The following is a 21730-nucleotide window of genomic DNA, read 5'->3' as shown; positions in this document are numbered from 1 at the left end:
AGGTTCTTGGTCAAAGCGTTTGACACGCTCGTGGGCTTCCGCCGGATCCCGTATTCGCGTCGGTCTATTGGCGTTGCCCCTGTGCGGGGCGGCAGTCACTTTCTTTGCTGCTGCAAAGAAAGTAACCAAAGAAAGCAGCCCGATACGCCCGCGGTCATACGCAATTTGGGTGTTCTTCTCGTTGTTCGTGGGCTCAGTAGCGAGTGCCCTCGTAGGCCTAACCGGGCTTGGACCGCGCACGGTCTGCCACATCGCGCCGCGTAAGCGGCTGGTTCAGCACGAAATGGCTCCGGCCCGCTTCGCGGCCGATGGGTTCATCGGGGATGCATGTGCTTCCTTATCAAGGTATCCATACCAATGGTTTCCCTTGCATACCCGACGGCAGCGCGTAGCGCTGTGCCGAAGCCATTTCGTGCTGAACCAGCGCGCTTAAACTACTAGCTTGTCAGACCGTGCGCGGTCCAAGCCCGGTTAGACCTACGAGGGCACTCGCTACTGAGCCCACGAACGACGAGAAGAACACCCAAATTGCGTGTGACCGCGGGCGTCTCGAGCTGCTTTCTTTGGTTACTTTCTTTGCAGCAGCAAAGAAAGTGACTGCCGCCCCGCACAGGGGCAACGCTAACAAACCAACACGCTAACGGGATCCGGCGAAAGCCCTAACACACAGCCCGCTCCACCGCATGATCCCCCAACACACTCTCATACAACTCGAGATAAGCCGCAACCATCGCATCGCGATCGAAACGCCCTGCATACTCGCGCAGACGTTCATGCACGCCTGGATCTTCGAGCAGCGCCACCGCCTCGCGCAGCTTCGCGATGATCGTCGCGGGCCGCGCCATCTGGAACACGAGATCGGTGCGCGGCTCGACGACTTCAGGAATGCCCCCCGTGTCCGCTGCCACGACCGGCAGTCCATGCGAATACGCTTCCATGGTCACGCGCCCGAACGGTTCATTCCATATCGACGGCACCACGAGAATATCGATTGTCCCGAAAAATTCGCCTGACTTGACGTGCCCGAGATACTCGATGCGCGGATCGTCGTACTTCGCCTTGAGCGAACGCAGGTAATCCGCATCGCCCGCGCCGCCGACAGCGAGCGTCCACTGCAGCGTATCGTCCGCGCGCAATTGTTCGAGCAGCACTTCGAGCCCTTTCTCCGGCGACACACGCCCGAGCACACCGAGCCGCACCGGGCCGCCCGTATAGCGCCGGGTGCGCGGCGGCGGAGCGGGGCCGTCGAATGGCTCGACGCAATTGTGGATGACCGTCGTGCGCGCGGCACGCGAAAAATAGCCGCTCTCGAGATGCTTCTGCAGCACGAAGCGGCTGACGCCCACGGCCACCGCAACCCGTGATGACGCCGCCCGCTTCGGTTCCGCATAGAGCGAGCAGACGCCGCACTGGCGCATGCACGGCTTGCCACGCGAGTACATGATCGCGGTCGGGCACATCAGGTAGTAATCGCGCGCGGTATGCACGATCGGCACGCCGGCGTTCTTCGCGAGTCGCCAGATATCGATGGACAAACACGACAGATTGCTGGTGCTGATCACGTCCGGCTTTTCGCGCGCGATGATGCTCGACAGCTTGCGCGACATCATCACGTTATGCACATCGATGGCATGCCAGATGAGTTTGGCAACACGCCCGTGCTTCTCCCGCTGATGCGGCCAGTAGAGATTCATCGAACGCAGCCGATACACCTTCACGCCGTTCACGTGGTCCACGTGGTCGACACCGGTCCCGGTCGCGCAGACCACGCAAACTTCCACGCCTGCCTTGACCAGACCTTCCGCGAGCAGTCGCGTCGAAACCTCGGCTCCTCCCGGCTCATCCGGAAAGTAAAGTGTGTTGGCTATGAGTATTTTCACGAAATCCCCGTGCGATGCAGTGCCCCTGATATTGCCTCCAAAGTGGCGCGACCAAGGCGTCAGAGCACACGATGCATGAATGGCTCATTAGTCTAGGGCGCGACAAATCCCTTGGGAAGCGGGTCGGAAAATGCATTCGTCATACTTAATACGACGCGTTGAAAATCAGCGTATCGCCTTTTGCCGCCCCGAATGGAGTCCAGCGAATGAATGTTTCAAGAATACTGTTTCAAAGCGAAACATTGCTTGCCTGACCTGACGCGCGTGCTCTCGCGCAAAGCTTCGCACGAGAACGAAATTACCGCACGAAGGAACCGCTCAATACGATGGCTTCCGCACGGACGCGCGCTTTCAGGCATCGTCTAATGATAAAGCTGCGAAAGAGCCGGCCGACGGCCCGCCATCGTCGCAGTCTCATCGCGCGACCGTGCGCCATTCCCCGATATCCTATGCGCGCACTGGCAAGACGAGGTTTCATTTCCCTGACACTGGCGGCGTGCGTGGCCGGCGTGTTCACGTCTCGCGCGCGCGAGAACGATGAGGAACGGGCCGACGGCGTCGCGTATGGCGAGGCGCCCCGTCAGCGGCTCGATGTCTACGCGCCCGAGTCGCGCACCGGCGCGGATCGGCCTGTCGTCGTGTACTTTTATGGCGGGGGCTGGCAAAGCGGTCACCGCTCGGATGCCCGTGGCGTCGCGCAGGCGCTGGCCGCCCACGGAATCCTGACCATCACGCCGGATTACCGCATCTATCCCGATGCTGTGTTCCCCGGTTTTCTCGACGACCCCGCCGCCGCCGTGCGCTGGGCGCGCGATCACGCGCGCGAATTCGGCGGCGATCCCAAGCGCATTTTCGTGATGGGCCATTCATCGGGCGCGCACATCGCCGCGATGCTCGCAACGGATCCGCGTTATCTGGCCGCGCAGGGCATGGCGAAGAGCTCGCTCGCGGGCATGATCGGACTGGCGGGACCCTACGCCGCGATCCCGACGAGCGATCCGCACATGGACGTGATCTTTCCGGCCGCATTGCGTCAGCAGGCGCTGCCCATCCAGTTCCTTTCGGGTAACGAACCGCCGATGCTGCTCGCCGCCGGCACCGCGGACACCGATGTCGATCCGCGCAACAGCGACCGCTTCGCCGCGGCGTTACGAGCGCATCACGATGTCGTCGAACTGAAGCGTTATGCGGGCTTCGGGCACGACACGATCGTCAAGTCGCTTGCGGCGACGCAGGGCACGCCTTCACCCGTTCTCGCCGATGTCACCGCCTTCATCGCCGCGCATTGAACACGCGGCGCGCGCTCATATAATGGAAGGCCGCTCCACGTCGTTATTCGGAACGTCCGCATTCTCATGTTCGTGCGTGCATTGACTCCCGCCGACGCCGAGTCTTTTCAATCGCTCCGGCTTTCCGCGCTTCAGTTGTCGCCTTCGTCGTTCGCCTCGACTTACGACGACGAAAAGAACCGTTCCCTCGATGAAATCGCCGCGCGCCTGATCCTCACGGAGAAACAGGCCGTCTTCGGTGCATTCGACGATGAACACCTGGTCGGCATCGCGGGCGTGCGCTGCAACGTCTTCCGTGCACACGAGCATCAGGCGCATCTCTGGGGCGTGTATGTCGCGCCGGTCTGCCGGGGAGCGGGCGTGAGCAGGAAACTGCTGGCCGAAGCGATCGGCTTCGCGCACGAAATGGCGGGGGTCACGCAATTGCATCTGACCGTGGCGGCGGACAACGCCATCGCCATTCAGCTCTACCAGTCGCTTGGCTTCGATACGCTCACATGCGAGCCCGATTCGATCTTCTCTGACGGCACACGCGACGGCGATGTCCTCATGTGCCTGCGCCTCACGAGCGACGCTGACTGACTATGCGGTCTGCTCGCCGAGCACGATCTTGTGAATATTGGCCGCATAGACCCATTCGCGCGCCTGGCGCCCGATCAGATCCATGAAGGCGGGCGGCCCGCTGCAATAAATCTGCGTGCTCGCGTGACTCGGACTCAGCGCGTGCGCGCTCGTCTGCGCGAACAGATCGTGAGACAGATCGAAATAGTGATGCACCTTGCCGTGATCGCGCAGCGCGTCGATTTCATCGCGGAGCACGGCGCGATCGGCGGATCGCGCGAAGTTGTGCAACTCGAAGCTCTGCCCCGCCGACGCCAGCCGCTTCGCGATGCCCACGATTGACGCAGCGCCGATCCCGCCCGCGAAAAGAATGGATCGCGCGCGATCGTCGAGAATCGTCGGCGCGTTTTTCGGGCTGCCGGCGAATACTTCGTCCCGTTCGTTCAGCGGAAATCCGGCAGGGCGCGTGTCCTGTCTTGCGCCGACCACGTATCCATCGGCATAGGGTGACGCGGAGATCAGCGGATACGTCCTGCTCCGGTCGCCCGCGCTGTCGAGCGCGAGCGTGACGCACGCTCCTTCGTCGAACGGCGGCAGCGACGATCTTGACCGAGTGCGGATTTCGATCGCTTGGTATCCCTCTGCAATTTGCCATCTCCGGCCCACGATGACGGGAATCAGGTTGTCGCGCATGTCTCCTCCGGTATGAAAAACGGCTCTCGTCGAGCGTAGGGCGGACCGGATGCGCGATCAAGGCACACGAGCGCATGCCAGTCATATCGTCACGGCGATACTCAGCGGCCGCTGTACGAACCGATGACGTGCGTCGAAAGCGCCTTGTTTGGCGTCCGCTTAAAAATATAACGCTCGAAACCCTGCGATTTGCTGACGAAATCCTCTCAGAGTCATCTCAAAATAAACATACCGCCCGGTCGGTTTATTAATAGAATGGCTGCTCGTTGCAAGACCAACGCCCCGAGCGCTGGCGAAAACACATCCCTTCCGGAGACACATGCATGGACGAGCAGCAGTTGGAGACGCTTCGCCTCCACCCCGACTTCAGACGCCTGGTCGCGACCAAGACGCGACTCGCCTGGACCCTCACCGCCGTCATGCTGACGGCCTACTTCAGCTTCGTACTGCTGCTCGCGTTTTCTCCGTCGACGCTCGGTCTGCGCATCGGCGCGGGCACCGTGACGCTCGGCATTCCGGTGGCGATCGCGTTCATCCTGCTCGCCTTCACGCTGACTGCCGTCTACGTCATCAAGGCGAACAGTTCGATCGACGCGCTCAACGAAACCCTGAAGGAGCATCACGCATGAAGAAGCTTCTCCCGACGATTCCGCTCGCGCTCGCGACGCTCGTGCTTGCTTCGCAGTCCGTGATGGCCGCCGATGCCGTGACGGGTCCGGTGAGCGCGCGTCCGCTCAACTGGAGCGCGATCGCGATGTTCTTCGTGTTCGTTCTTCTGACGCTCGGCATCACGCGCTGGGCCGCGAAGCGCACGCGCTCGGCCTCCGATTTCTACGCGGCGGGCGGTGGCCTGACCGGCTTCCAGAACGGCCTTGCGATCGCCGGCGACATGGTCTCGGCGGCGTCCTTTCTCGGCATCTCCGCGATGATCTTCGACAAGGGCTACGACGGCATGATCTACGCGCTCGGCGTCGTGGCGGGCTGGCCGATCATCCTCTTTCTGATCGCGGAACGGCTGCGCAATCTCGGCAAATACACCTTCGCCGATGTCGTTTCATACCGGCTCGCGCAGCGCCCGGTGCGGATCGCCGCAGCGTGCGGCACGCTGACCGTGGCGATCCTGTATCTGGTCGCGCAGATGGTCGGTGCGGGCAAGCTGATCCAGTTGCTGTTCGGGACGAGCTATCTGTCGGCCGTCATGCTGGTGGGCTGTCTGATGGTGCTCTACGTGATGTTCGGCGGCATGCTCGCGACGACCTGGGTGCAGATCATCAAGGCCGCGCTGTTGCTGGGCGGCGCGACCTTCATGGCGTTCATGGTGCTCGCGTGGTTCGGCTTCGATATCGAAGCGCTCTTCTCGGGCGCGGTCAAGGCGCACGCGAAAGGCCAGTCGATCATGGCGCCGGGCGGGCTCGTCTCCGATCCGGTCGATGCGGTGTCGCTTGCCGTCGGCATGATGTTCGGCACGGCTGGCCTGCCGCACATCCTGATGCGCTTCTTCACGGTCGCCGACGCGAAAGAGGCTCGCAAGTCGGTGCTCTACGCGACGGGCTTCATCGGCTACTTCTATCTGCTGATCCTGTTGCTCGGTTTCGGCGCGATCGTGATCGTCGGCACCAACGGCGATTTCCACGATGCAGCCGGCAAGATCATCGGCGGCAGCAACATGGTGGCCGTGCATCTGGCGGGCGCGGTGGGCGGCAATCTGTTCCTCGGCTTCATCTCCGCGGTGGCGTTCGCGACGGTGCTCGCGGTCGTGTCCGGCCTCGCGCTCTCGGGTGCGTCCGCCGTCTCTCACGATCTGTACGCGAACGCATTGCGCAAGGGCGCGGTCACGGAAGCGCAGGAGATTCGCGTGTCGAAGATCGCCACGCTCGTCATCGGCGTGCTGGCGATTCTGCTCGGCATCATCTTCGAGCATCAGAACATCGCGTTCCTGTCGGGGCTCGTGCTGGCGATCGCCGCATCGGCCAACTTTCCGGTGCTGTTTCTTTCAATGTTCTGGAAGGGCCTCACGACGCGCGGCGCGGTGACGGGCATGCTCACCGGGCTGATTTCGGCGATCGCGCTGCTCGTGCTCGGCCCCGCCGTCTGGGTGCAGATCCTCAAGCACCCGCACGCGATCTTCCCGTACGCCAATCCCGCCCTCTTCTCGATGACGCTGGCATTCGCGAGCGCGTGGCTGTTCTCCGTGCTCGATTCATCGGCGCAAGGCAAGCGCGAACAGGAACGCTATGTCGGCCAGTTCATCCGGTCGATGACGGGCATCGGCGCCGCGCGCGCCACGGACAAGCACTGAACCGGCGCGCCTCGACTTACCTGCGTGGCAGGATCGAATTGGAAATCGAGAATACGTTCTCGCCGTAGTGGACGAAGTCCCGTTCCATGTCGATATGCCACTGCAGGAAGTTGCGGCTGTTGGACTTGCCCGGAAGCATCCAGTCATGCAGCTCGATGATCACCAGCGGAAAACTGTTCAACTGCTCGGAGTAGCGTGAAAAGAGATCGGACTCGGCGCCTTCGATGTCGATCTTCAGGATGAACGGCGTACCGCTGGTTTTCGCGATCACTTCCTCGAGCGTCAGCGCGTCGACTTCATAGGAGCGCTCGCTCGGTTGCTCCGCCGTGCGATAACCCCACGCGCCCGAGCCCGGATCGGTCAGAAACAGCTTTCCGCTGTGCGCTGCGATCGCCGCGTTGACCGGCACGATCGACGGGAACGACGCCGCGTTGCGGCTCAGTAGTTCGTAGTTCGATAGATCCGGCTCGACAGCCAGGATCTTCGCCTTGGGATAGGTCAGGGCGAACCAGACCGACGCCGCGCCGATATTGGCCCCGGCGTCGACGATGATCGGATCGGGACTGGACTCGTAGAAGTCGACGATCTCCTGCGAGCGGCTCAGATGGTCCGACGCGTAGGAACGTTGAAAGAAAATATCGCGGCACACGCGCCTGTCGGCGATCGCGGGCCGATACGTGAAGAGCTTGCCGCCAGGAAGGCGCAAGCCATGCGGACCGTATTTGACGGGCCCCCAGGCGTCCGCCGACGCATTGCCGGGGCGCAGCCATCGCAAGAGCACCGGGGGCACCATGTCCTTGACGGTGTGCTTGATCAAGTCGCGCGTAAAGTCTTGCATCCTTGCCTCCGAATGGATCTCGTTCGAGATTGCTTCATCGGTTCAAAGGGCCGCATTGCGTGTCCGATGCAGCCGGCGAATTTTTTTCGATCTTGAGGTTACGCGACCGTTCACTCCCAAAAGCGGCATTTTTTGCGCGTGAATGTGCGCTACCGCACAGCCGCGCCCAGATATCTGCGCTGGCCCAGCTCTGGGTTCTGTCCCCCGCAAGCGCCGTGCGCCGGTCCCTCATTCAAGTTCTCCCGCGTCGTGCCGAAATAAGCACGGAAGGCGCGTCATTCGATGACGCCTCCGACGCTGTCAAACAGCTTCCCGGCCAGGCCATGTCACTTTCATCCCGTCAGCATTTTCTGGCGAACTTCCTTCGCGCAAGCGCCGCGCCCGCTTCGAACGTGACCGCGTCGAACCGGACGCGCACGCTCGCCGAAGCGCTCGCGCTCGGCATCCTCTGTTACCTGCTCGCGCGGCCGGTCGCGCATCTCGACAGCGCCGGCACGCTCGCGGCGATTGCGTGGCCCGCGCCCGCGGTCGTCATCGCGATTCTTTGGCCGATGCCGCCGCGACGCTGGCCGATCCATCTCCTCGCGATGTTCGTCGCAATCGCCGCAACGGGCGATTTCAGCAGCGCGTCATGGCGCAGCGACCTGGGCTTCTGCGTCCTGAACGTGCTCGAAGTCGCGCTGTGCGCGTGGCTCGGCCGGCGTTATGTCGACGCCGATGGCGCGATCGTCACGACCGCCACGCTGATGCGCTTCCTGCTGCTGCTTCCGCTCGCGGCCATCGGCGCAACCTCGATGCTCGGCGCGACGCTCGCGAGCGATCTGGGCCACGACGGCTGGTGGCGCGAATGGCGCACGCTGTTCGTCGGCAACGGCGTCGCGGTGCTGGTGCTGGTGCCGGCGGTGCTCGCCTGGCGCGCGCGTCTCGCCACGGCCGCGACCAGCGCGAACAGCGCACGCAACGCCGAACCGCTGATCGCGCTCGCGTGCAGCCTCGCGGTGGTCGCGTTGCTGGTCGCCGCGGCGGCGTTGCAGGTGTCGGAACAGGTGCAACGCGCCGTCGTCTCGCTGTTGCTGGCGGGCATCGCGATTTACGGCGGACTGGCCGCCGCCGCGACGACCGTCGCGACCGCCGCGGTGTTCGGCGTCGGCCTGACGCTGATGCGGCTCGGGCCGTATCGCTACGAGAACGCCGAAAGCGCATGGCATCTGCAGATCGACATGGCCGGGCTCGCGATCCTCACGTTCTTCGTCGCGGTGGCCGTGCGCGAGCGCCGGCAACTCGCGCTTCGCCTGGAACGGGCGCGCCGGATGGAGTCGCTCGGGCTGCTCGCGGGCGGCGTCGCGCACGATTTCAAGAACATCCTCGCCGCCGTCGATGGCTACGCGGAAATCGCCCGCGACCGGCTCGCGGCCGATTCCGCCGCGCGCAAACCGCTTCGCGAAGTGCAGGCCGCATCGGCGCGCGGTTACGAACTCACCGAGGAAATCCTGCTGGCGGCGCGGCGCGGCGACCGTGTGCGCGAATCGCTCGACCTGATGTCGATCGTGCGCGAGAGCATCGCGCTCGCGCGGCCGCTGTGCCGCAACGGCGTCGTCATCGAATTCGAGCCGGCGGATGGCCGCCTGTTCGTCGCCGCGCACGGCAACCAGCTCGTGCGGGCCGTGCTGAATCTCGCGAGCAACGCCAGCCTCGCGGCGCGCTCCCGCGTGGTGCTGCGCGCCGGCAGCGCGCCGTCGATGACCGGACCGCTCGCCGTCGGCGACGCGCCGCCCGGCGCCATCGCGTGGGTGGACGTCGAAGACGATGGCCCGGGCATTCCCGCCGAACATCTGCAACATCTGTTCGAGCCGTTCTTCTCCGTGCGGGCGAAGGGCGGCGGCTCGGGCCTCGGTCTCGCGATCGTCGCGGGCGTGGCCTGCGAACATCAGGGTGGCGTCGCGATCGAGACCGGGCCGGGCGGCACGCGCTTTCGTCTCGTGCTGCCGTTGCTGACGAAGGCGCCGGCGGCGGAGCAGCGCTTCGATCCTGCCGAACCGATCGGCCACGGCGAACGCGTGATGCTGATCGACGCCGATCCCGAATCGCGCGAACGCTGCGAGGACTGGCTCGCGGAAATGGGCTTCGAGCCGCTCGGTTACGCCGACGCCGACGAAGCGCTCGACGAAGCCGCGCACGCCGACGACGAACCCGCGCTCGTGCTCGCCGCCTCCGACAGCCTGCCTGCGAGCGATATCGCATTCGCCGCGCGCGTCGTCGTCCTGAACCGACCCATCGAGCGCGAGGCCCTCGCACGCGCCGCCGCAACCGCCCTGAAGGACCTGTCATGAGCTTGCAGCCGCAACACAGCATCCTCGTCGTCGACGACGATCATTCGATGCGTATCCTGCTGATCGAATATCTTTCCGGGCACGGCTACAAGGCCGACGGCGCGGCGACCGCTCAGGAGGCGCTCAGCGTGTTCGCCGCCAAACGCTACGACCTCGTGCTGCTCGATCTCGGCCTGCCCGACGGCGACGGCACCGACCTCGCGCGCCGCTGGCGCGAACAGGCGCAGGTGCCGATCATGTACATCACGGGCCGCAACGACGAAGCCGATCTCGTGATGGGACTCGAACTCGGCGCGGACGACTACATCGTCAAGCCGTTTTCGCTGCGGGAAGTGCTGGCGCGCATGCGCGCGGTGATGCGTCGCGCGGGAGCGGCGTCGGCCGCGCCGCTCACGCGCGGCAAGCTGCCGAACGCGTATCGCTTCGCGGGCTGGACGCTGAACCTGAACACGCGCCGCCTGAGTTCCGCCGATCAGTCCGCGGTGCCGCTCACCAATTCGGAATTCAATCTGCTCGTCACCTTCCTGAGCGCGCCGGGGCGTATCATCACGCGCGAAAAGCTGCTCGAAAGCACGCGCGCCTTCGACGACATTTACGATCGCGCCATCGACGTGCAGATCCTGCGGCTGCGGCGCAAGATCGAGATCGACCCGAAAAAGCCGGCGCTGCTGCGCACCGAGCGCGGCGCGGGCTATATCTTCGACACCGACATCGAACATCTGTGGACCTGAGCGCGTCCCATCCCTCTCAACCGCATGCAAAGAAACCCGTGACCGATTTCAAGAGCCTTGGTACGCAACCCATCAGCGAGGCGCAGCCTTGCGGCGTCGACGTGCGCGACGATCCCGACTTCGAGCTGCTGCAAAACGAAATCGCGAAGCTGACCAATCCGGCCGCGAGCGGTTCGCCGGACTGGGAACAGGTGGTGAAGCTGTCGTCCGCGCTGCTCGCCGGCAAGGGCAAGGACATTCTCGTCGCGAGCTATCTGACGGGCGCGCTCTTGATCACACGCGGACTCGCCGGTCTGAGCGACGGCGCGCAGGCGCTGGAAGGGCTGCTCGCGACGCATTGGGAAGGGCTTTATCCGCCGGTCGCGCGGCTGCGGGCGCGGCGCAACGCGATTCAATGGCTGATCGATCGCGTTCGCGCGCATGGCGACGAGCACGACTGGTCGAGCTGGCCGCCGCAGGATGCGGCGCTCGTCGAAGGCCTGCGCGCGTCGCTGGCCGGGATCGATCGCGTGCTCGCGGAAAAGGACGACGAAGCGCCGTCGATGCAGCCGTTGCGCGCGCTGCTCGGCACGGTGCAGGTTGCCGAACCGGAGCCTGAGCCTGTGGTTGTGGCTGTGTCAGAAGCTGTCGTCGAGCCGGAGCCCGTCGCTGCGGCTCCCGTCGCCGCGCCCCGGCCCGCATCGGCACCAGTGGCCGCGCCTCCGATACAGGCCGATCCACTCGCACCCCTCGCCGTCGATTCATCCGATGGCGCCAGCCGCGCCACCGACGAAGCGCTCGACCGGCTCGCCGCCATCGGCACCTGGTACGCGCAGAACGATCCATCGAGCGCGCTCGGCTTCCGGCTGCGCCGCATCGGCGTGTGGGCCGGCATCGAGCGCGCGCCGAACGCCCAAGGCTCCGACACGCAACTGCCCGGCCCGATTCCCCCGTTACAGGATGCGTTGCGCAATCTGCAATCGCGCGCGGCGCATGGGGATATCGTCGGCTTTGCGGAAACGCAAGTGCTGACGTATCCGTTCTGGCTCGATCTGAACTATGCCGCCGCGACCGCGCTCGCCCAGCTCGGCGATGCGTGGAGCGCCGCGCGTCGCGAAGTCTGCGGCGAGACCGCGAAGTTCGTTGCGCGGATGGACGGCATCGAGCGGCTGAAATTCGCCAATGGCGTGCCGTTCGCGAACGCCGATACGGTGCAATGGCTGGGCTCGCTGGCGTCTTCGGGCGGCGATGCGGGCGCGGCCGCCGCGCCGGACCCGCTCCTCGCGGTGCTCTCGCGGGCGCGAGCGCTTGCCGCCGACAACGATCTGCGCGCCGCCGCGCAATGCCTGCAGGACGCGATCGACAAGACCGCCGCCGTCGGCACGCGTCTGCGGCTGCGCACTGCGTTGTGCGATCTGCTGCTGGAGCATCGTCCGGGCGCGCGGCTCGATGCCTTCGCGCGCGCGCTGGTGGAGGAAGTCGATCGCTACGGCGTGGCGTCGTGGGACCCGGAACTCACCGCCGACGCGCTGCGCGCCGCCTACGCGATCCTGAGCCGCAACGATCAGAACGAAGCGGAAACGGCGGCGCTGCTCGCGCGCATCGCGCCGCTGGACGTGGGGATCGCGGTGCGCTTGATTACGTGATGGGCCGAGGGCGCGCCGCCCTCAAAGCCCCGTCATCATCATCGCTGGCGTCTGACCGCGCCAGCACGCGCCGATCGTCGCCGGCAAACCCAGTTCCGCCAGCGTGACCGGATTGCCCGCCACCGTCGGCACGATCGCCGGCAGCGGCGGCATGCCAGGACTCATCACCGCGAGCTGATCGACGATGTTCATCTGCTGACGCTGCGCCTGCGCGTCCTGAATCTGCTGCTTCTGTTGCGCGGTGGTCTTCTGCAGCGTCTCGTAGACCTCGATCCGATGCGCGGCGTCCGTCACCTGATCGCCGCCCGTCACCGCGAAACTCACTGTCAGCGTCTGCACGTTGAGCGCCTTCAGCGCGCTCTCGCTCGCGGGGAAATCGGCGGCCGTGAACTGGCGCTGCCCATCCGCGAAATCCTTCAGGAACGCTGCGACACCCAGCGGCCCAGCGTAATTGCGGTTCAAGGTCAGATTGCCGATCTTGATCTGCAAGCGCGTATCGCCGCACTGCCCCGCTGTCCACGCAAAGCTCGTGCTGACCGGGAAGTTGTAGTTGTTCAGCGTCTGCACGCCCGCCGCGCACTGCACGGTGAGGATCGTCGCGTAGGGTTTCGCCTGTGCGTCGGCATTGACGTTGGTCGGCTGCGCCGTGAGCGTGAGCGGCACCGTCAGCGCTCGGGCCGCATCGGCCTGCTGCTTGGCCGTCGCGAGCGTGCGGTCGAGCTGATCGAGCGCCTGCTGTGCGTCCAGTTGCGCCTTCTGCGCCTGAAGCTGCTGCGCCTGCTTGTCCGCCGCGCTGCGCGCAGCCGATTGCTGCTGCGCGAGCTGGCGTCCGAACGCGCCGTTGAGCATCGGCACGAAGGTCGACGTGAACGGCACGCTGAAACCCTGCGTCTCCACGATCTCGTAACGGCTCGCATTGCGCGTGAGGAACGGCTTGGCCGCGCCATCGGCGAAGGCCCAGACCGCGCCCTTCGCGCCGAACAGCTGGTCGATCGCCGCGCTCTTGTCGGTCGCGCCCTGCAGCGGATACACCACGCCCGATTCCCAGCCGCGCTGCAATTCGCACGAAGCCTGCTGCTCGACATACGCCGCTAGGAAATCGAACGGACCGCGGATCAGACGCCATGTCAGCATGTCCGAGCCGTCGCCGGTGCCGATCAGCGTGCGCAACTGCGTGAGCGGTTGCAGCGCGCTCATCATCTCCGAAGGCTGCGGTTGCGCGCTCGTCGCGAACTGCGCGAAGTCCGCGGCAAGCTGATAGTTCTTGCCGCTGCCCGCGCCGCTGTCGATGGCGAGCTTGTTCAGTCCGGCGAGATAGAGCGTCAGTGCATCGACCGCGCCGAGGTTGTTGGTCACGGCCTGACCGCCGCGTTGGGGCGCGCCGGAGAGCACGTCCTTGAGCGCCGTCGCGCCGACCGCGTTGATCGCGCCCGCCACCTTGACGGCCTGATTCGCCGCGCCCATGCGCGTCGCCTGTTCGCGCACCTGCTGAAACTGCCGCGCGAGGACGATCCAGCCGGGCAGCGGCGCGTCGGCGCGTTCGCCGTCGAACTCCTCGTTGATCCGCGCGATCAGGCGGAAATACGGACTCGCCGGCCCGCTGACGATGCCGAGCGCGGAACGCCAGCCCGCTTCGCCCGAATACGGCGCGGCGCCGTTCGTGAAGGCCTCGACGAAGTTCTGCCATGCCAGCACGCGCCGGGTGCGATACCAGTCGTCGAAGGACGCACGCTGCCGGTCGAATTGCTCAGGATCGCTGACCGCCGCGCGAATCTGCTTCGCGAGTGCGTCGAGCGCCTGACGGCCCGCGACGGTATAGACCGCCGGAACCGTCGCATCGGGCGTGCTCGCGACGCTCGCTACGCTTGCCCCGATCACGCTGCCTCTGGCCGAGCGCATGCCGGCATCGGCCATTGCGTTCGCGGGTTGCGCGTTGCCGCCCCAGAAGTCGGACGCGCGCACCGGCGCGAGTTCGCCGCCGTCCGGCACGAGGCCGACGAGCCAGGTCATCTGCGGATCGGCAGCGACGGCCTGATCAAGTAGCGCGCGCTGGTTCTTCAGGCGCTCCTGGAGATAACCGGCGTCGTTCGGCGACCAGACCAGATACGAGACCGTGAGCGGATTCATCTGGGCGTTGAGCTGCGCCGGATAGAGCGAAGTGGCGACCGGCTGCGGCATCGCTTCGAGCGTCGCGCGGTTCGCGCCGCCCATGCGCGCCCGCAACAACGCGATCGAGCGCGCGAGATTCAGCAGTTGTCCCGCCTGCTCGACCGGCGGCCCCGCCTGTCCCACCGATGCCGCCAGCGCCGTCTGCTGGCTCTGGTCCGCAGCGGGCTGAATCGCTTGCCGGTATTGCTGCACGAACACATCATGCAGACGCGCTTCGAGCGACGCGAGTCCCGCGCCATTGCCGAGCAGCCCCGACATCCAGCGCCGGTCGTTCTGCGCGACCTGCATCAGCACGTCGTTGGAATACGTGAGCGCGGCGGCGTCGTGGAACAGGTTGCCATTCAGCGCGACCTTGTCCGGCCGCGCGCTCTGCACCAGGGCGAGCGTCTGTTTGTTGCCGGCGAAGGACACCGACAGCAGGATGCCGAACATCGCGACGAGCAACACCCACGCGATGACGCCCACGCTCTGCGTGACCCGCTTCCAGTGATGCACGAGCATGGCTGGCTTCGCGGCGTTGCGGTCCTGCGGCAGGATGCGGCCGAAGAAGTCGTGCAGGAACACACCCGCCGTGTCGCTCGCATGCGGCGGCGAGGCGGGCAGCACCGAACCCATCAGCGCCGACATCGCGCCGCCTTCCTGCTGGCCGCTGCTGAAGAAGATGCCGCGCAACAGCGGCCGTTCGAGATACGGGCTGTCGGCGAGGCAGGTGCCGAGAAACATCCCGAGGCCGGCGCGCAATTGTTCGAGTTCGTTCGGGAACATCAGCAACGCAGGCGAGGGCTGCGCCTCGCGCGAGACGATCGCGAGACGCAGCGCCTGCAAGCGCGCACCGATCGAATCGAACGCGCGCGCGACGAACGCGGTTTCGCCTGATCCATCCGCGTCGCTTTCGTCGGCGAGATAGCCCATCGCCTGACCGAGCGCGTCGGCGGGCAGCGTCTTCGCCCATTCCTCGAAGCCGTACAGACGGTCGCATTTGGTGACCAGCACATACACCGGAAAGCGCTTGCCGAACATGCGGATCAACTGCTCGATGCGCGCGCGCACGATGCGTCCTTCATCGGCGAAGGTATCGGCGTCGGGCTGCATGAGCCGGTCCGCGCTCACCGCGAGCACGAGTCCGTCGAGGCCTTCGCGCGGACGGTAACGGCCGAGCAGATCGAGCCCGAGTTCCCATTCGCGGCGATCCTGTTCGACGTCCTCCGCCTGCACGTAGCGGCCCGCGCAATCGATCACCACGGCGCGGTCGAAATACCACCAGTCGCAGTTGGCGGTCTGCCCGATGCTCGCCTGCTGGCTGATCTTCTGGATCGGCGACGAGAGCCGCGCGCGCGTGAGCGCGGTGGTCTTGCCGGTGCCCGATTGCCCCACGACCATGAACCACGGCAGCGCGTAGAGCGGATCGCCCTGGCTGCGCAGATTCGACTGGCGCAGCGTCGCGACGGCGGCCTTCCACTTGCGCCGCAAGAGCGTTTCCGGCGACGCCGCCGGCGCCTCGACGTGGATGGCGGCGCTCTGCGCCGCGAGGCGGCTGCGCGAACGCATCATCACGATCATGCGGCGCGCGAACGTCACGAAGAAGTACAGCGCGAACACGCCGACGAAAATCGCCAGCGCGACCCACAGCGGCCAGCCGAAATAGAGGACGACGCCCCAGCTGACCAGCGCCACGACGATCAGCGTCAACAGCCACAGCAATGCGATGCCCAGCGTTTTCATGGATGTATCTGCGAGAGAAGCGTATCGACGGACTGCGCGACGACGGTGTGATACACGCCGTACAGCGCCGCCAGCAGGAACAGCGGTAACAGGATGGCGGTCAGCTTGCCGCGCGTGAGACGCGTGGCGAAACGCGCGCGCACGCCTGCGCCAGCCGCCGCGGCTGCATCGCCCGCGACGTGATAGCCGTCCGGAAACAGGAACGCGCGCGCCGACGCGCCGAGCTGGTCGGCGTCGGGCAGCAGCATCGCGAGATTGGTGCGGCGGATGTCGGTGAGCGTCTTCTGGTTGCGGTCGTACGCATAGCGCCCGCCGAAGCCGAGCGCGAGACACAGATAGAACACTTCGCGCACCGCCAGTTGCGCGGGCGTGAGTTGCGCGAGGCGCTCGTAGAACACGACGCCCGCGTTGGTCACGTTCGAGTAGCGGCGCTGCAGCAGATGACGCTGCCATTGCGCCGCGCCTTCCCAGCGCGTGGTGAGCAGCAGTTCGTCGGCCCACGCGTTGAAGGCGAACAGCGCCTCGTCGATGTCGGTTTGCGAAAAGCCCGCGTCGTGCGCGCGCTGACGCGCGGTCGCGATCGCGCCGTCGAGTTGCGCGGTCAGGCTCGCCGCGTCGCCCATCGGCGCTGCCGCGAACGCGCGCACCTGCGCGAAAAGGGGAATGAGGGTATCGGCGAGTGTCACGCTATCTCCGCAGCACGACGATTTCCGCGCGCAGATCCTGCGGCGCGTCGGGCCATTGCAGCGCGATGTTCTCGTCGCGCTCCACGGCGTCCCACAGTTCGCTCACCTGCTCGATGCGGAAGTAATTCGACGACGCGCGGCGCGGCATGCCTTGCGGCGCGTTCGGCAGATGAATCAGCTCCAGCCCCGGCAGCGCGTGCGCGACGAGGCGCGTGACATCGGCGGCATTGGCGAGGCGCGCGTCGTAGAGCGCGCCATCGACGACCTGCGCCGCCGCCTGCTCCGTGCGCAGCACCAGATAAAAGCGGTTGCGCCGGTCGAAGAACGCGCGCGGCAAGTCGCCCGCGAACATGCCGTCGCGATACTCGAGCACCGCGAGATGCTCCGGCCCGATCGCGATCTCGCCGAGCAGAAAGCCGATCAGCGCCTGCGCACGCGAGAAGCAGTTGTAGAGGTCGGTGTGATCGTAGGCGGGCAGGCCCGGCGTGCCGTCCTGCGCCTCGCCGAGCATGTCGAAGCGCTCGGAAAACGCGCTCAGTTCGCCGACCAGACTGCGCAATTCGCCGTACAGATGCCACGGATGCACGGTCGGCGTCTGCGTCAGATGCACGAGGTTGGGCGCGGCGCGCGACAGGGTACGCATCGCGAGCAGCAGCATCATGTAGCCGGGATCGAATTCGGCTTTCTGCAACTCGCGCGGATTCTTGAATTCCTGAAGATGATGCGCGCGGCCGACGACATCGTCGCGAATCTCGCGCACGATGCGCAGCAGCGTGTCCGACCCGGACAGCGCGTAGCCCGGCGCGATGAAGCGCTCCGACAGCGTCACCGTATCGCCGATGCGCGTGAGCTGCGCAATCGGAATCAGATCGTACTGGCCGAGATTGGCGGCCTCGCCCTCGAAGAACACTTTCAGCACGTGCAGCAGCGTATGCACCGGCGCGGCGGGACCGTCCGAATGCAGGTCGGGCACTTCGACCGGGTTTTCGAGGCTGGCGTAGCGGGTCTGCGCGGCGGCGGCGTCATCGGCCGATGCGCACATCGACACGTTGTTGCCATCGGCGGCGAACTTGCGCACGCCGAGATAAACGGTGAGCGCGCGGCCGTCGCCGATCGACGCCGCATCGAACGAGCGCGGCGCGAGCACCGCATTGCCCGGATATTCGACATAGGTGCGATCCGGAAAGATCAGCTTCGCCGAACGCACTTCGATGGTCTGGCTCGCGATCGCGCCCGTGGCGATATCCAGCGCCCCCGCGCCCCAGAAATGCGGCAAACCCGTCTCGACGACAGGCTTGTTGCGGAACTGCTCGTGCAGCGACGCCAGCTGAAAGTGCTGGGGCTGCATGAACATGCCCTGATACCAGTAGATGCCCTTGTTGTGTTCCATACCTTGGCGGTCGATGTGCTAGTTGGCGAGCTTGCGCAACGGCGTGTCCTGCGGACTGGCCGCGCCGACGACGCCGGTCGTGGCGCCGGAGCCGCCGGGGTTCGCCGCGTTGTCGCTCAGACGGATTTCCTTGCCGCCGCCTTCGAGTTGCTGCGCGCGCTGCAGCGTCGCGGCATCCGGGCCGCCGGGCTGCGTTTCGGCGTTGAGAATGCCTTGCGCGCCGAGGTTGAGCCGCACGACGAGCGGTCCGGGCAGCTTGGTGTGAGTACGGAAGATGAAGCCCGAGGTCTTCGTGACGACGGGCACGTCGAACTGGCGTGCCGCGTTGGCCACGCCGAATTGCGCATAGCCCGCGACCAGGCCGATCGAACGCGTGTTCTGCGCGCGATCGAGAATCAGATAAGAGTGCTGGCCGGGCGCGACCACATAGCGCGAGAACTGCGCGAAGGTCTGCGGCACCTTGCCGGTGGCCATCGTGTCGGCGAGCGCGTTCGGATCGGCGGCGAGATTGCGGAAGGCTTGCGCATCGCCGGTCTCGTAGATGCCGAGCAACAGCGTGTGCGACTGACCGTCGTACTGGTTCAGGCCCGGATCGGCGGTGATCTCGAAGATCACGGCGTCGGTGGCGTAGCTCCAGGTCACGTCGGCGAGCGGGTCTTTCGGCGGCGCGCTGCTGCATGCGGACAGCACGAGCGCGAGCGCCCACGCACCGCACGCGAGCGGCAGCCGCCGCACTCTGCGTGCACCATGTTCGCCGCCCTGCGCGGCGCGGTAGTTCGTTACTGCCATTGCCGGTGCCCCATTCGGTTGCCGTCGAGTCTTTTGCCCCTGCCGCACATTCTCCGGACTTTGCGGCAGGCTCATACGGCGAAAAAAGGTGTTTTCCCGGCCCTATTCGAAATCTGCGGCGTCGGCGCGCCGCGTCAGACCAGCGGCAGGATCGTCGCGCTGGCTTCGCTGTCGTCGGTGTACGGCATGAAAAGGATCGATTCCGGCGATCCTTTCACGCGCGCGTAGTAGGCATCGTCCGGACCGAGCCGGTTGCGCACCGCCCATGCGGTGAATTCGCGCTCGCCGACCTGCAGCGTCAGGCCTTCCTGCGCGTACTCCAGCACGGTTTTTTCCGGCAGCTTGCCGCGCGGGCCGACCGCCTGGAAATCGATCTTCGCGTCGCCGCCATGCACGCCGAGCACGACGCCCTGCCATTCGCCCTCGCGCGGCCCGATCGCGAACCACTGGCCGAGCTGCTCCTCGCCCACCACTTCGAAGCGATAGTCCTGCGGCTCGCCCGCCTTCGCGAGATTCGCGCGCGCGACGATCTTCGCCGGCCACGACGGATGGTTCTCGACCAGCACCGTCGCGTTGCCGAGCAGCGCCGGCATGCCTTCGACGCCCGCCACGCCCGACAGCACTATCGGAAAGCCCGAGCCGCGCGCCTCGCGCAGACTCGCGGCGAACACCGACAGCCCGTAGCGCACGGACGCTTTGGCGAGCGCGGCGTCGTCGGCGAGAATCAGCCAGAGATCGGCGCGCGCTGCGTTCAGCGCGTCGAGCCCGGCGCGCCACGCGAGTTTCGCGGGTTCATCGACCCAGAAGTGGCCTTGCGTCGCGAGGCCGTAACGTTTGAGCAGTTGCGACAACGCGCTGACGCGCGCGGCGTCGCGGGTCTTGTCGAACGCGGTGATCCAGACAGTTTTGTTCATGACGATCGTTCCTTTCGATTGGGTACTGGCGCTGCGCTGTAGAAGGGACGGGTACGAAGCAGTCGCCGGATCCCGTTCTCGCGTCGGTCTATTGGCGTTGCCCCTGTGCGGGGCGGCACCTACTTTCTTTGCTGCTGCAAAGAAAGTAGGCAAAGAAAGCAGCTTGTCCCATCCTGAGCACTTCAAGCCGGCCGCGGCACAGGCGATTGGTTTTGGCACAGCAGTAGCGAGCGCCCTCATAGGCCACATCGGGCTTGGACCGCGCACGGTCTGCCACATCGCACCACAACACAAACTGGTTCAGCACCAAATGGCTCCGGCCCGCTGCGCGGCCGATGGGTATATCGAGTCTGCGCGGTGCGTGCTTCTCTACCAAGGTATCCATACCACCGGTTTTCCCTTGCATGCCCGACGGCAGCGCGTAGCGCTGTGCCGGAACTCTTTCGTGCTGAACCAGTGCCCTTGGGGTTCTAGCTTGTCAGACCGTGCGCGGTCCACGCCGGGTAAGTCCTTCGAGGGCACTCGCTACTAAGCCCACGAACAATGAGAATAGTGGCCAAATTGCGTGTGACCGCGGGCGTCTCGAGCTGCTTTCTTTGGTTACTTTCTTTGCAGCAGCAAAGAAAGTGACTGCCGCCCCGCACAGGGGCAACGCCAATAAACCGACACGATCACAGGCCACTTATAGAAGCCCAAGCAAACAAAACATCCAGCACACCACAACACCCTCTAGCTCATGACCATCACGATGGCCTGGCTCGGCGCCAGCACCGCGCCGACCATATTGCCCTCGTTGTGCTGGGTCGGATCGCTGAGCCGCACGGCAGGCGCGCCTTCGAACTTGACGGTGAGGCTGCCCATCATGAACTGGACCTTACCCATGTTCTTGCCCGACACCACGCCGCCCGCGAGACCGGCCTCGTCGCCCGATGTCAGCGGAATCTCCGATGACTTCGTGAGCGCAGGCATCCCGCCGATCAGCACTTTCACGGTCGCGGGATTGCCCATCGGCGGCATGCCGATGTTCGGGTACGGAATCGGAATCGGCGGCGCGGGGGGCGCGGGCGTCTTGCACACATCGGGCATCGCCATGCACTGGCCGCCCGCCTTGGTCACTGCGAACATGTCGGCTCCTATCCGAGGTCGATCTTGTCGGCGTCGATCTTCACCTGGCCTTCGGCCAGAATCGTCGCGTGACGCGCGCTCACGTGCAGGCGTTCCTCGACCTGCATGCGCACGCGCCCGGCGCGCGTTTCGTCGTCGTTGTCGATCCAGCGCACGCTGTCGCGGGCGCGCTGGATCAGGCGGCCGACCGTGCTCGTGACCTGCTGCGCCACCGTGCTGACCGTGCCGAAGCCCGCGTGCAACTGCTGGATCGCCGCTTCGACGCGCTGGAATTTCAGCTCGCCGCGCTCACCCGTCATCGTGATGTCGGGCGCGTGCAGCTTCAGGCTGTGCTCGGCGTTCACGTCGACGCTCGCGGCTTCGAAGCGCAACGCGCCGTTATCCGTGTGCAGCGCGACGTCGCCCGGCAGCACGAGCGCCGCGCCCGAGCGCTGCGCGCGCGCCAGTACCGCGATGACATACGAGATCGCGTTCGCGCCGCCGGCGGCGACGAGCACGGTATCGCCGCACTCGGGCTCGACGAGACAGCTTTCGGCGCGCAACGCGCGCAGCGGCGCGCGGCCGGCGGCGTCGAACAAGAACCAGCGGTCGGCGCGGCCGGTCACCGTCGCGTAGACGAGGTCGATGGCCGGATCGTCGCCGGGCCGGGCAATCGTGACGAGCGTGCTGTTCATGGCCGTATTTCCTTA

Annotated in this window: 17 protein-coding genes; 7 read left to right on the top strand and 10 right to left on the bottom strand. The window is 65.7% G+C overall.

What is annotated here, in order from left to right:
* Nucleotides 1–659: 659 nt before the first annotated feature.
* Nucleotides 660–1880: a glycosyltransferase family 4 protein gene (locus tag BTHE68_RS32925; protein ID WP_162070446.1), complete on the bottom strand. Its 1221-nt coding sequence runs from the start codon at nucleotides 1878–1880 to the stop codon at nucleotides 660–662.
* A gap of 449 nt (nucleotides 1881–2329) precedes the next feature.
* Between BTHE68_RS32925 and BTHE68_RS32920 the strand changes: the two genes are divergently transcribed.
* Together BTHE68_RS32920 and BTHE68_RS32915 are read left to right on the top strand one after the other, a co-directional pair.
* On the top strand, nucleotides 2330–3169 hold the full coding sequence (locus BTHE68_RS32920; RefSeq protein WP_162070445.1) for an alpha/beta hydrolase: 840 nt from the start codon (nucleotides 2330–2332) through the stop codon (nucleotides 3167–3169).
* Between the two features lie 66 nt (nucleotides 3170–3235).
* Entirely contained in the window at nucleotides 3236–3751 is a 516-nt protein-coding gene (locus BTHE68_RS32915; protein ID WP_162070444.1) for a GNAT family N-acetyltransferase, read from the top strand.
* On the opposite strand, the gene BTHE68_RS32910 is transcribed toward BTHE68_RS32915, so the two are convergent.
* Nucleotides 3752–4423: a ferredoxin reductase domain-containing protein gene (locus tag BTHE68_RS32910; protein ID WP_162070443.1), complete on the bottom strand. Its 672-nt coding sequence runs from the start codon at nucleotides 4421–4423 to the stop codon at nucleotides 3752–3754.
* A gap of 323 nt (nucleotides 4424–4746) precedes the next feature.
* Here BTHE68_RS32910 and BTHE68_RS32905 point away from each other — a divergent pair, with 323 nt between their 5' ends.
* Both BTHE68_RS32905 and BTHE68_RS32900 read left to right on the top strand, forming a co-directional pair.
* Nucleotides 4747–5052: a DUF485 domain-containing protein gene (locus BTHE68_RS32905; protein ID WP_162070442.1), complete on the top strand. Its 306-nt coding sequence runs from the start codon at nucleotides 4747–4749 to the stop codon at nucleotides 5050–5052.
* Nucleotides 5049–6722 (top strand): cation acetate symporter, encoded by a 1674-nt coding sequence (locus tag BTHE68_RS32900; RefSeq protein ID WP_162070441.1) that lies wholly within the window; start codon nucleotides 5049–5051, stop codon nucleotides 6720–6722. The genes BTHE68_RS32905 and BTHE68_RS32900 overlap by 4 nt, the downstream gene beginning before the upstream one ends.
* A gap of 16 nt (nucleotides 6723–6738) precedes the next feature.
* Here BTHE68_RS32900 and BTHE68_RS32895 read toward each other — a convergent pair whose 3' ends face one another.
* Nucleotides 6739–7560: an FkbM family methyltransferase gene (locus tag BTHE68_RS32895; protein WP_162070440.1), complete on the bottom strand. Its 822-nt coding sequence runs from the start codon at nucleotides 7558–7560 to the stop codon at nucleotides 6739–6741.
* 323 nt (nucleotides 7561–7883) lie between these two features.
* Here BTHE68_RS32895 and BTHE68_RS32890 point away from each other — a divergent pair, with 323 nt between their 5' ends.
* From BTHE68_RS32890 to tssA, 3 genes are read left to right on the top strand one after another with little or no spacing between them, the layout of a single operon-like run.
* On the top strand, nucleotides 7884–9890 hold the full coding sequence (locus BTHE68_RS32890) for an ATP-binding protein (protein WP_162070439.1): 2007 nt from the start codon (nucleotides 7884–7886) through the stop codon (nucleotides 9888–9890).
* Nucleotides 9887–10621, top strand: coding sequence for a response regulator transcription factor (locus BTHE68_RS32885; RefSeq protein ID WP_162070438.1), 735 nt, complete (start codon nucleotides 9887–9889; stop codon nucleotides 10619–10621). Before BTHE68_RS32890 ends, BTHE68_RS32885 begins: the two co-directional genes overlap by 4 nt.
* Before the next feature lie 38 nt (nucleotides 10622–10659).
* Nucleotides 10660–12246: a type VI secretion system protein TssA gene (tssA, locus tag BTHE68_RS32880; protein ID WP_162070437.1), complete on the top strand. Its 1587-nt coding sequence runs from the start codon at nucleotides 10660–10662 to the stop codon at nucleotides 12244–12246.
* Between the two features lie 21 nt (nucleotides 12247–12267).
* Here the strand turns inward: tssA and BTHE68_RS32875 are convergent, their stop codons facing one another.
* The 7 genes from BTHE68_RS32875 to BTHE68_RS32845 all read right to left on the bottom strand — a co-directional run bounded on the left by BTHE68_RS32875 (nucleotide 12268) and on the right by BTHE68_RS32845 (nucleotide 21715).
* On the bottom strand, nucleotides 12268–16137 hold the full coding sequence (locus BTHE68_RS32875; protein ID WP_162070436.1) for a type VI secretion protein IcmF/TssM N-terminal domain-containing protein: 3870 nt from the start codon (nucleotides 16135–16137) through the stop codon (nucleotides 12268–12270).
* Nucleotides 16134–16823: a DotU family type IV/VI secretion system protein gene (locus tag BTHE68_RS32870; protein WP_162070435.1), complete on the bottom strand. Its 690-nt coding sequence runs from the start codon at nucleotides 16821–16823 to the stop codon at nucleotides 16134–16136. The genes BTHE68_RS32875 and BTHE68_RS32870 overlap by 4 nt, the downstream gene beginning before the upstream one ends.
* Nucleotide 16824: 1 nt before the next feature.
* Entirely contained in the window at nucleotides 16825–18213 is a 1389-nt protein-coding gene (gene tssK, locus BTHE68_RS32865) for a type VI secretion system baseplate subunit TssK (protein WP_162070434.1), read from the bottom strand.
* 18 nt (nucleotides 18214–18231) lie between these two features.
* Complete coding sequence (gene tssJ, locus BTHE68_RS32860; RefSeq protein ID WP_225936457.1) at nucleotides 18232–19002, bottom strand: type VI secretion system lipoprotein TssJ; 771 nt, start codon at nucleotides 19000–19002, stop codon at nucleotides 18232–18234.
* 134 nt (nucleotides 19003–19136) lie between these two features.
* On the bottom strand, nucleotides 19137–19916 hold the full coding sequence (locus BTHE68_RS32855; RefSeq protein ID WP_162070432.1) for a hypothetical protein: 780 nt from the start codon (nucleotides 19914–19916) through the stop codon (nucleotides 19137–19139).
* 729 nt (nucleotides 19917–20645) lie between these two features.
* A complete protein-coding gene (locus BTHE68_RS32850; protein WP_162070431.1) occupies nucleotides 20646–21041 on the bottom strand; it encodes a DUF4150 domain-containing protein in 396 nt (131 codons plus the stop codon).
* Nucleotides 21042–21049: 8 nt separating this feature from the next.
* Nucleotides 21050–21715 (bottom strand): DUF3540 domain-containing protein, encoded by a 666-nt coding sequence (locus BTHE68_RS32845; protein ID WP_162070430.1) that lies wholly within the window; start codon nucleotides 21713–21715, stop codon nucleotides 21050–21052.
* Nucleotides 21716–21730 lie beyond the last annotated feature (15 nt).

The organism is Burkholderia sp. THE68 (assembly GCF_009938265.1).
Taxonomy (GTDB): domain Bacteria; phylum Pseudomonadota; class Gammaproteobacteria; order Burkholderiales; family Burkholderiaceae; genus Caballeronia.
The sequence above is the reverse complement of the archived record's forward strand: the minus strand, read 5'-3'. Positions and strand labels throughout refer to the sequence as shown.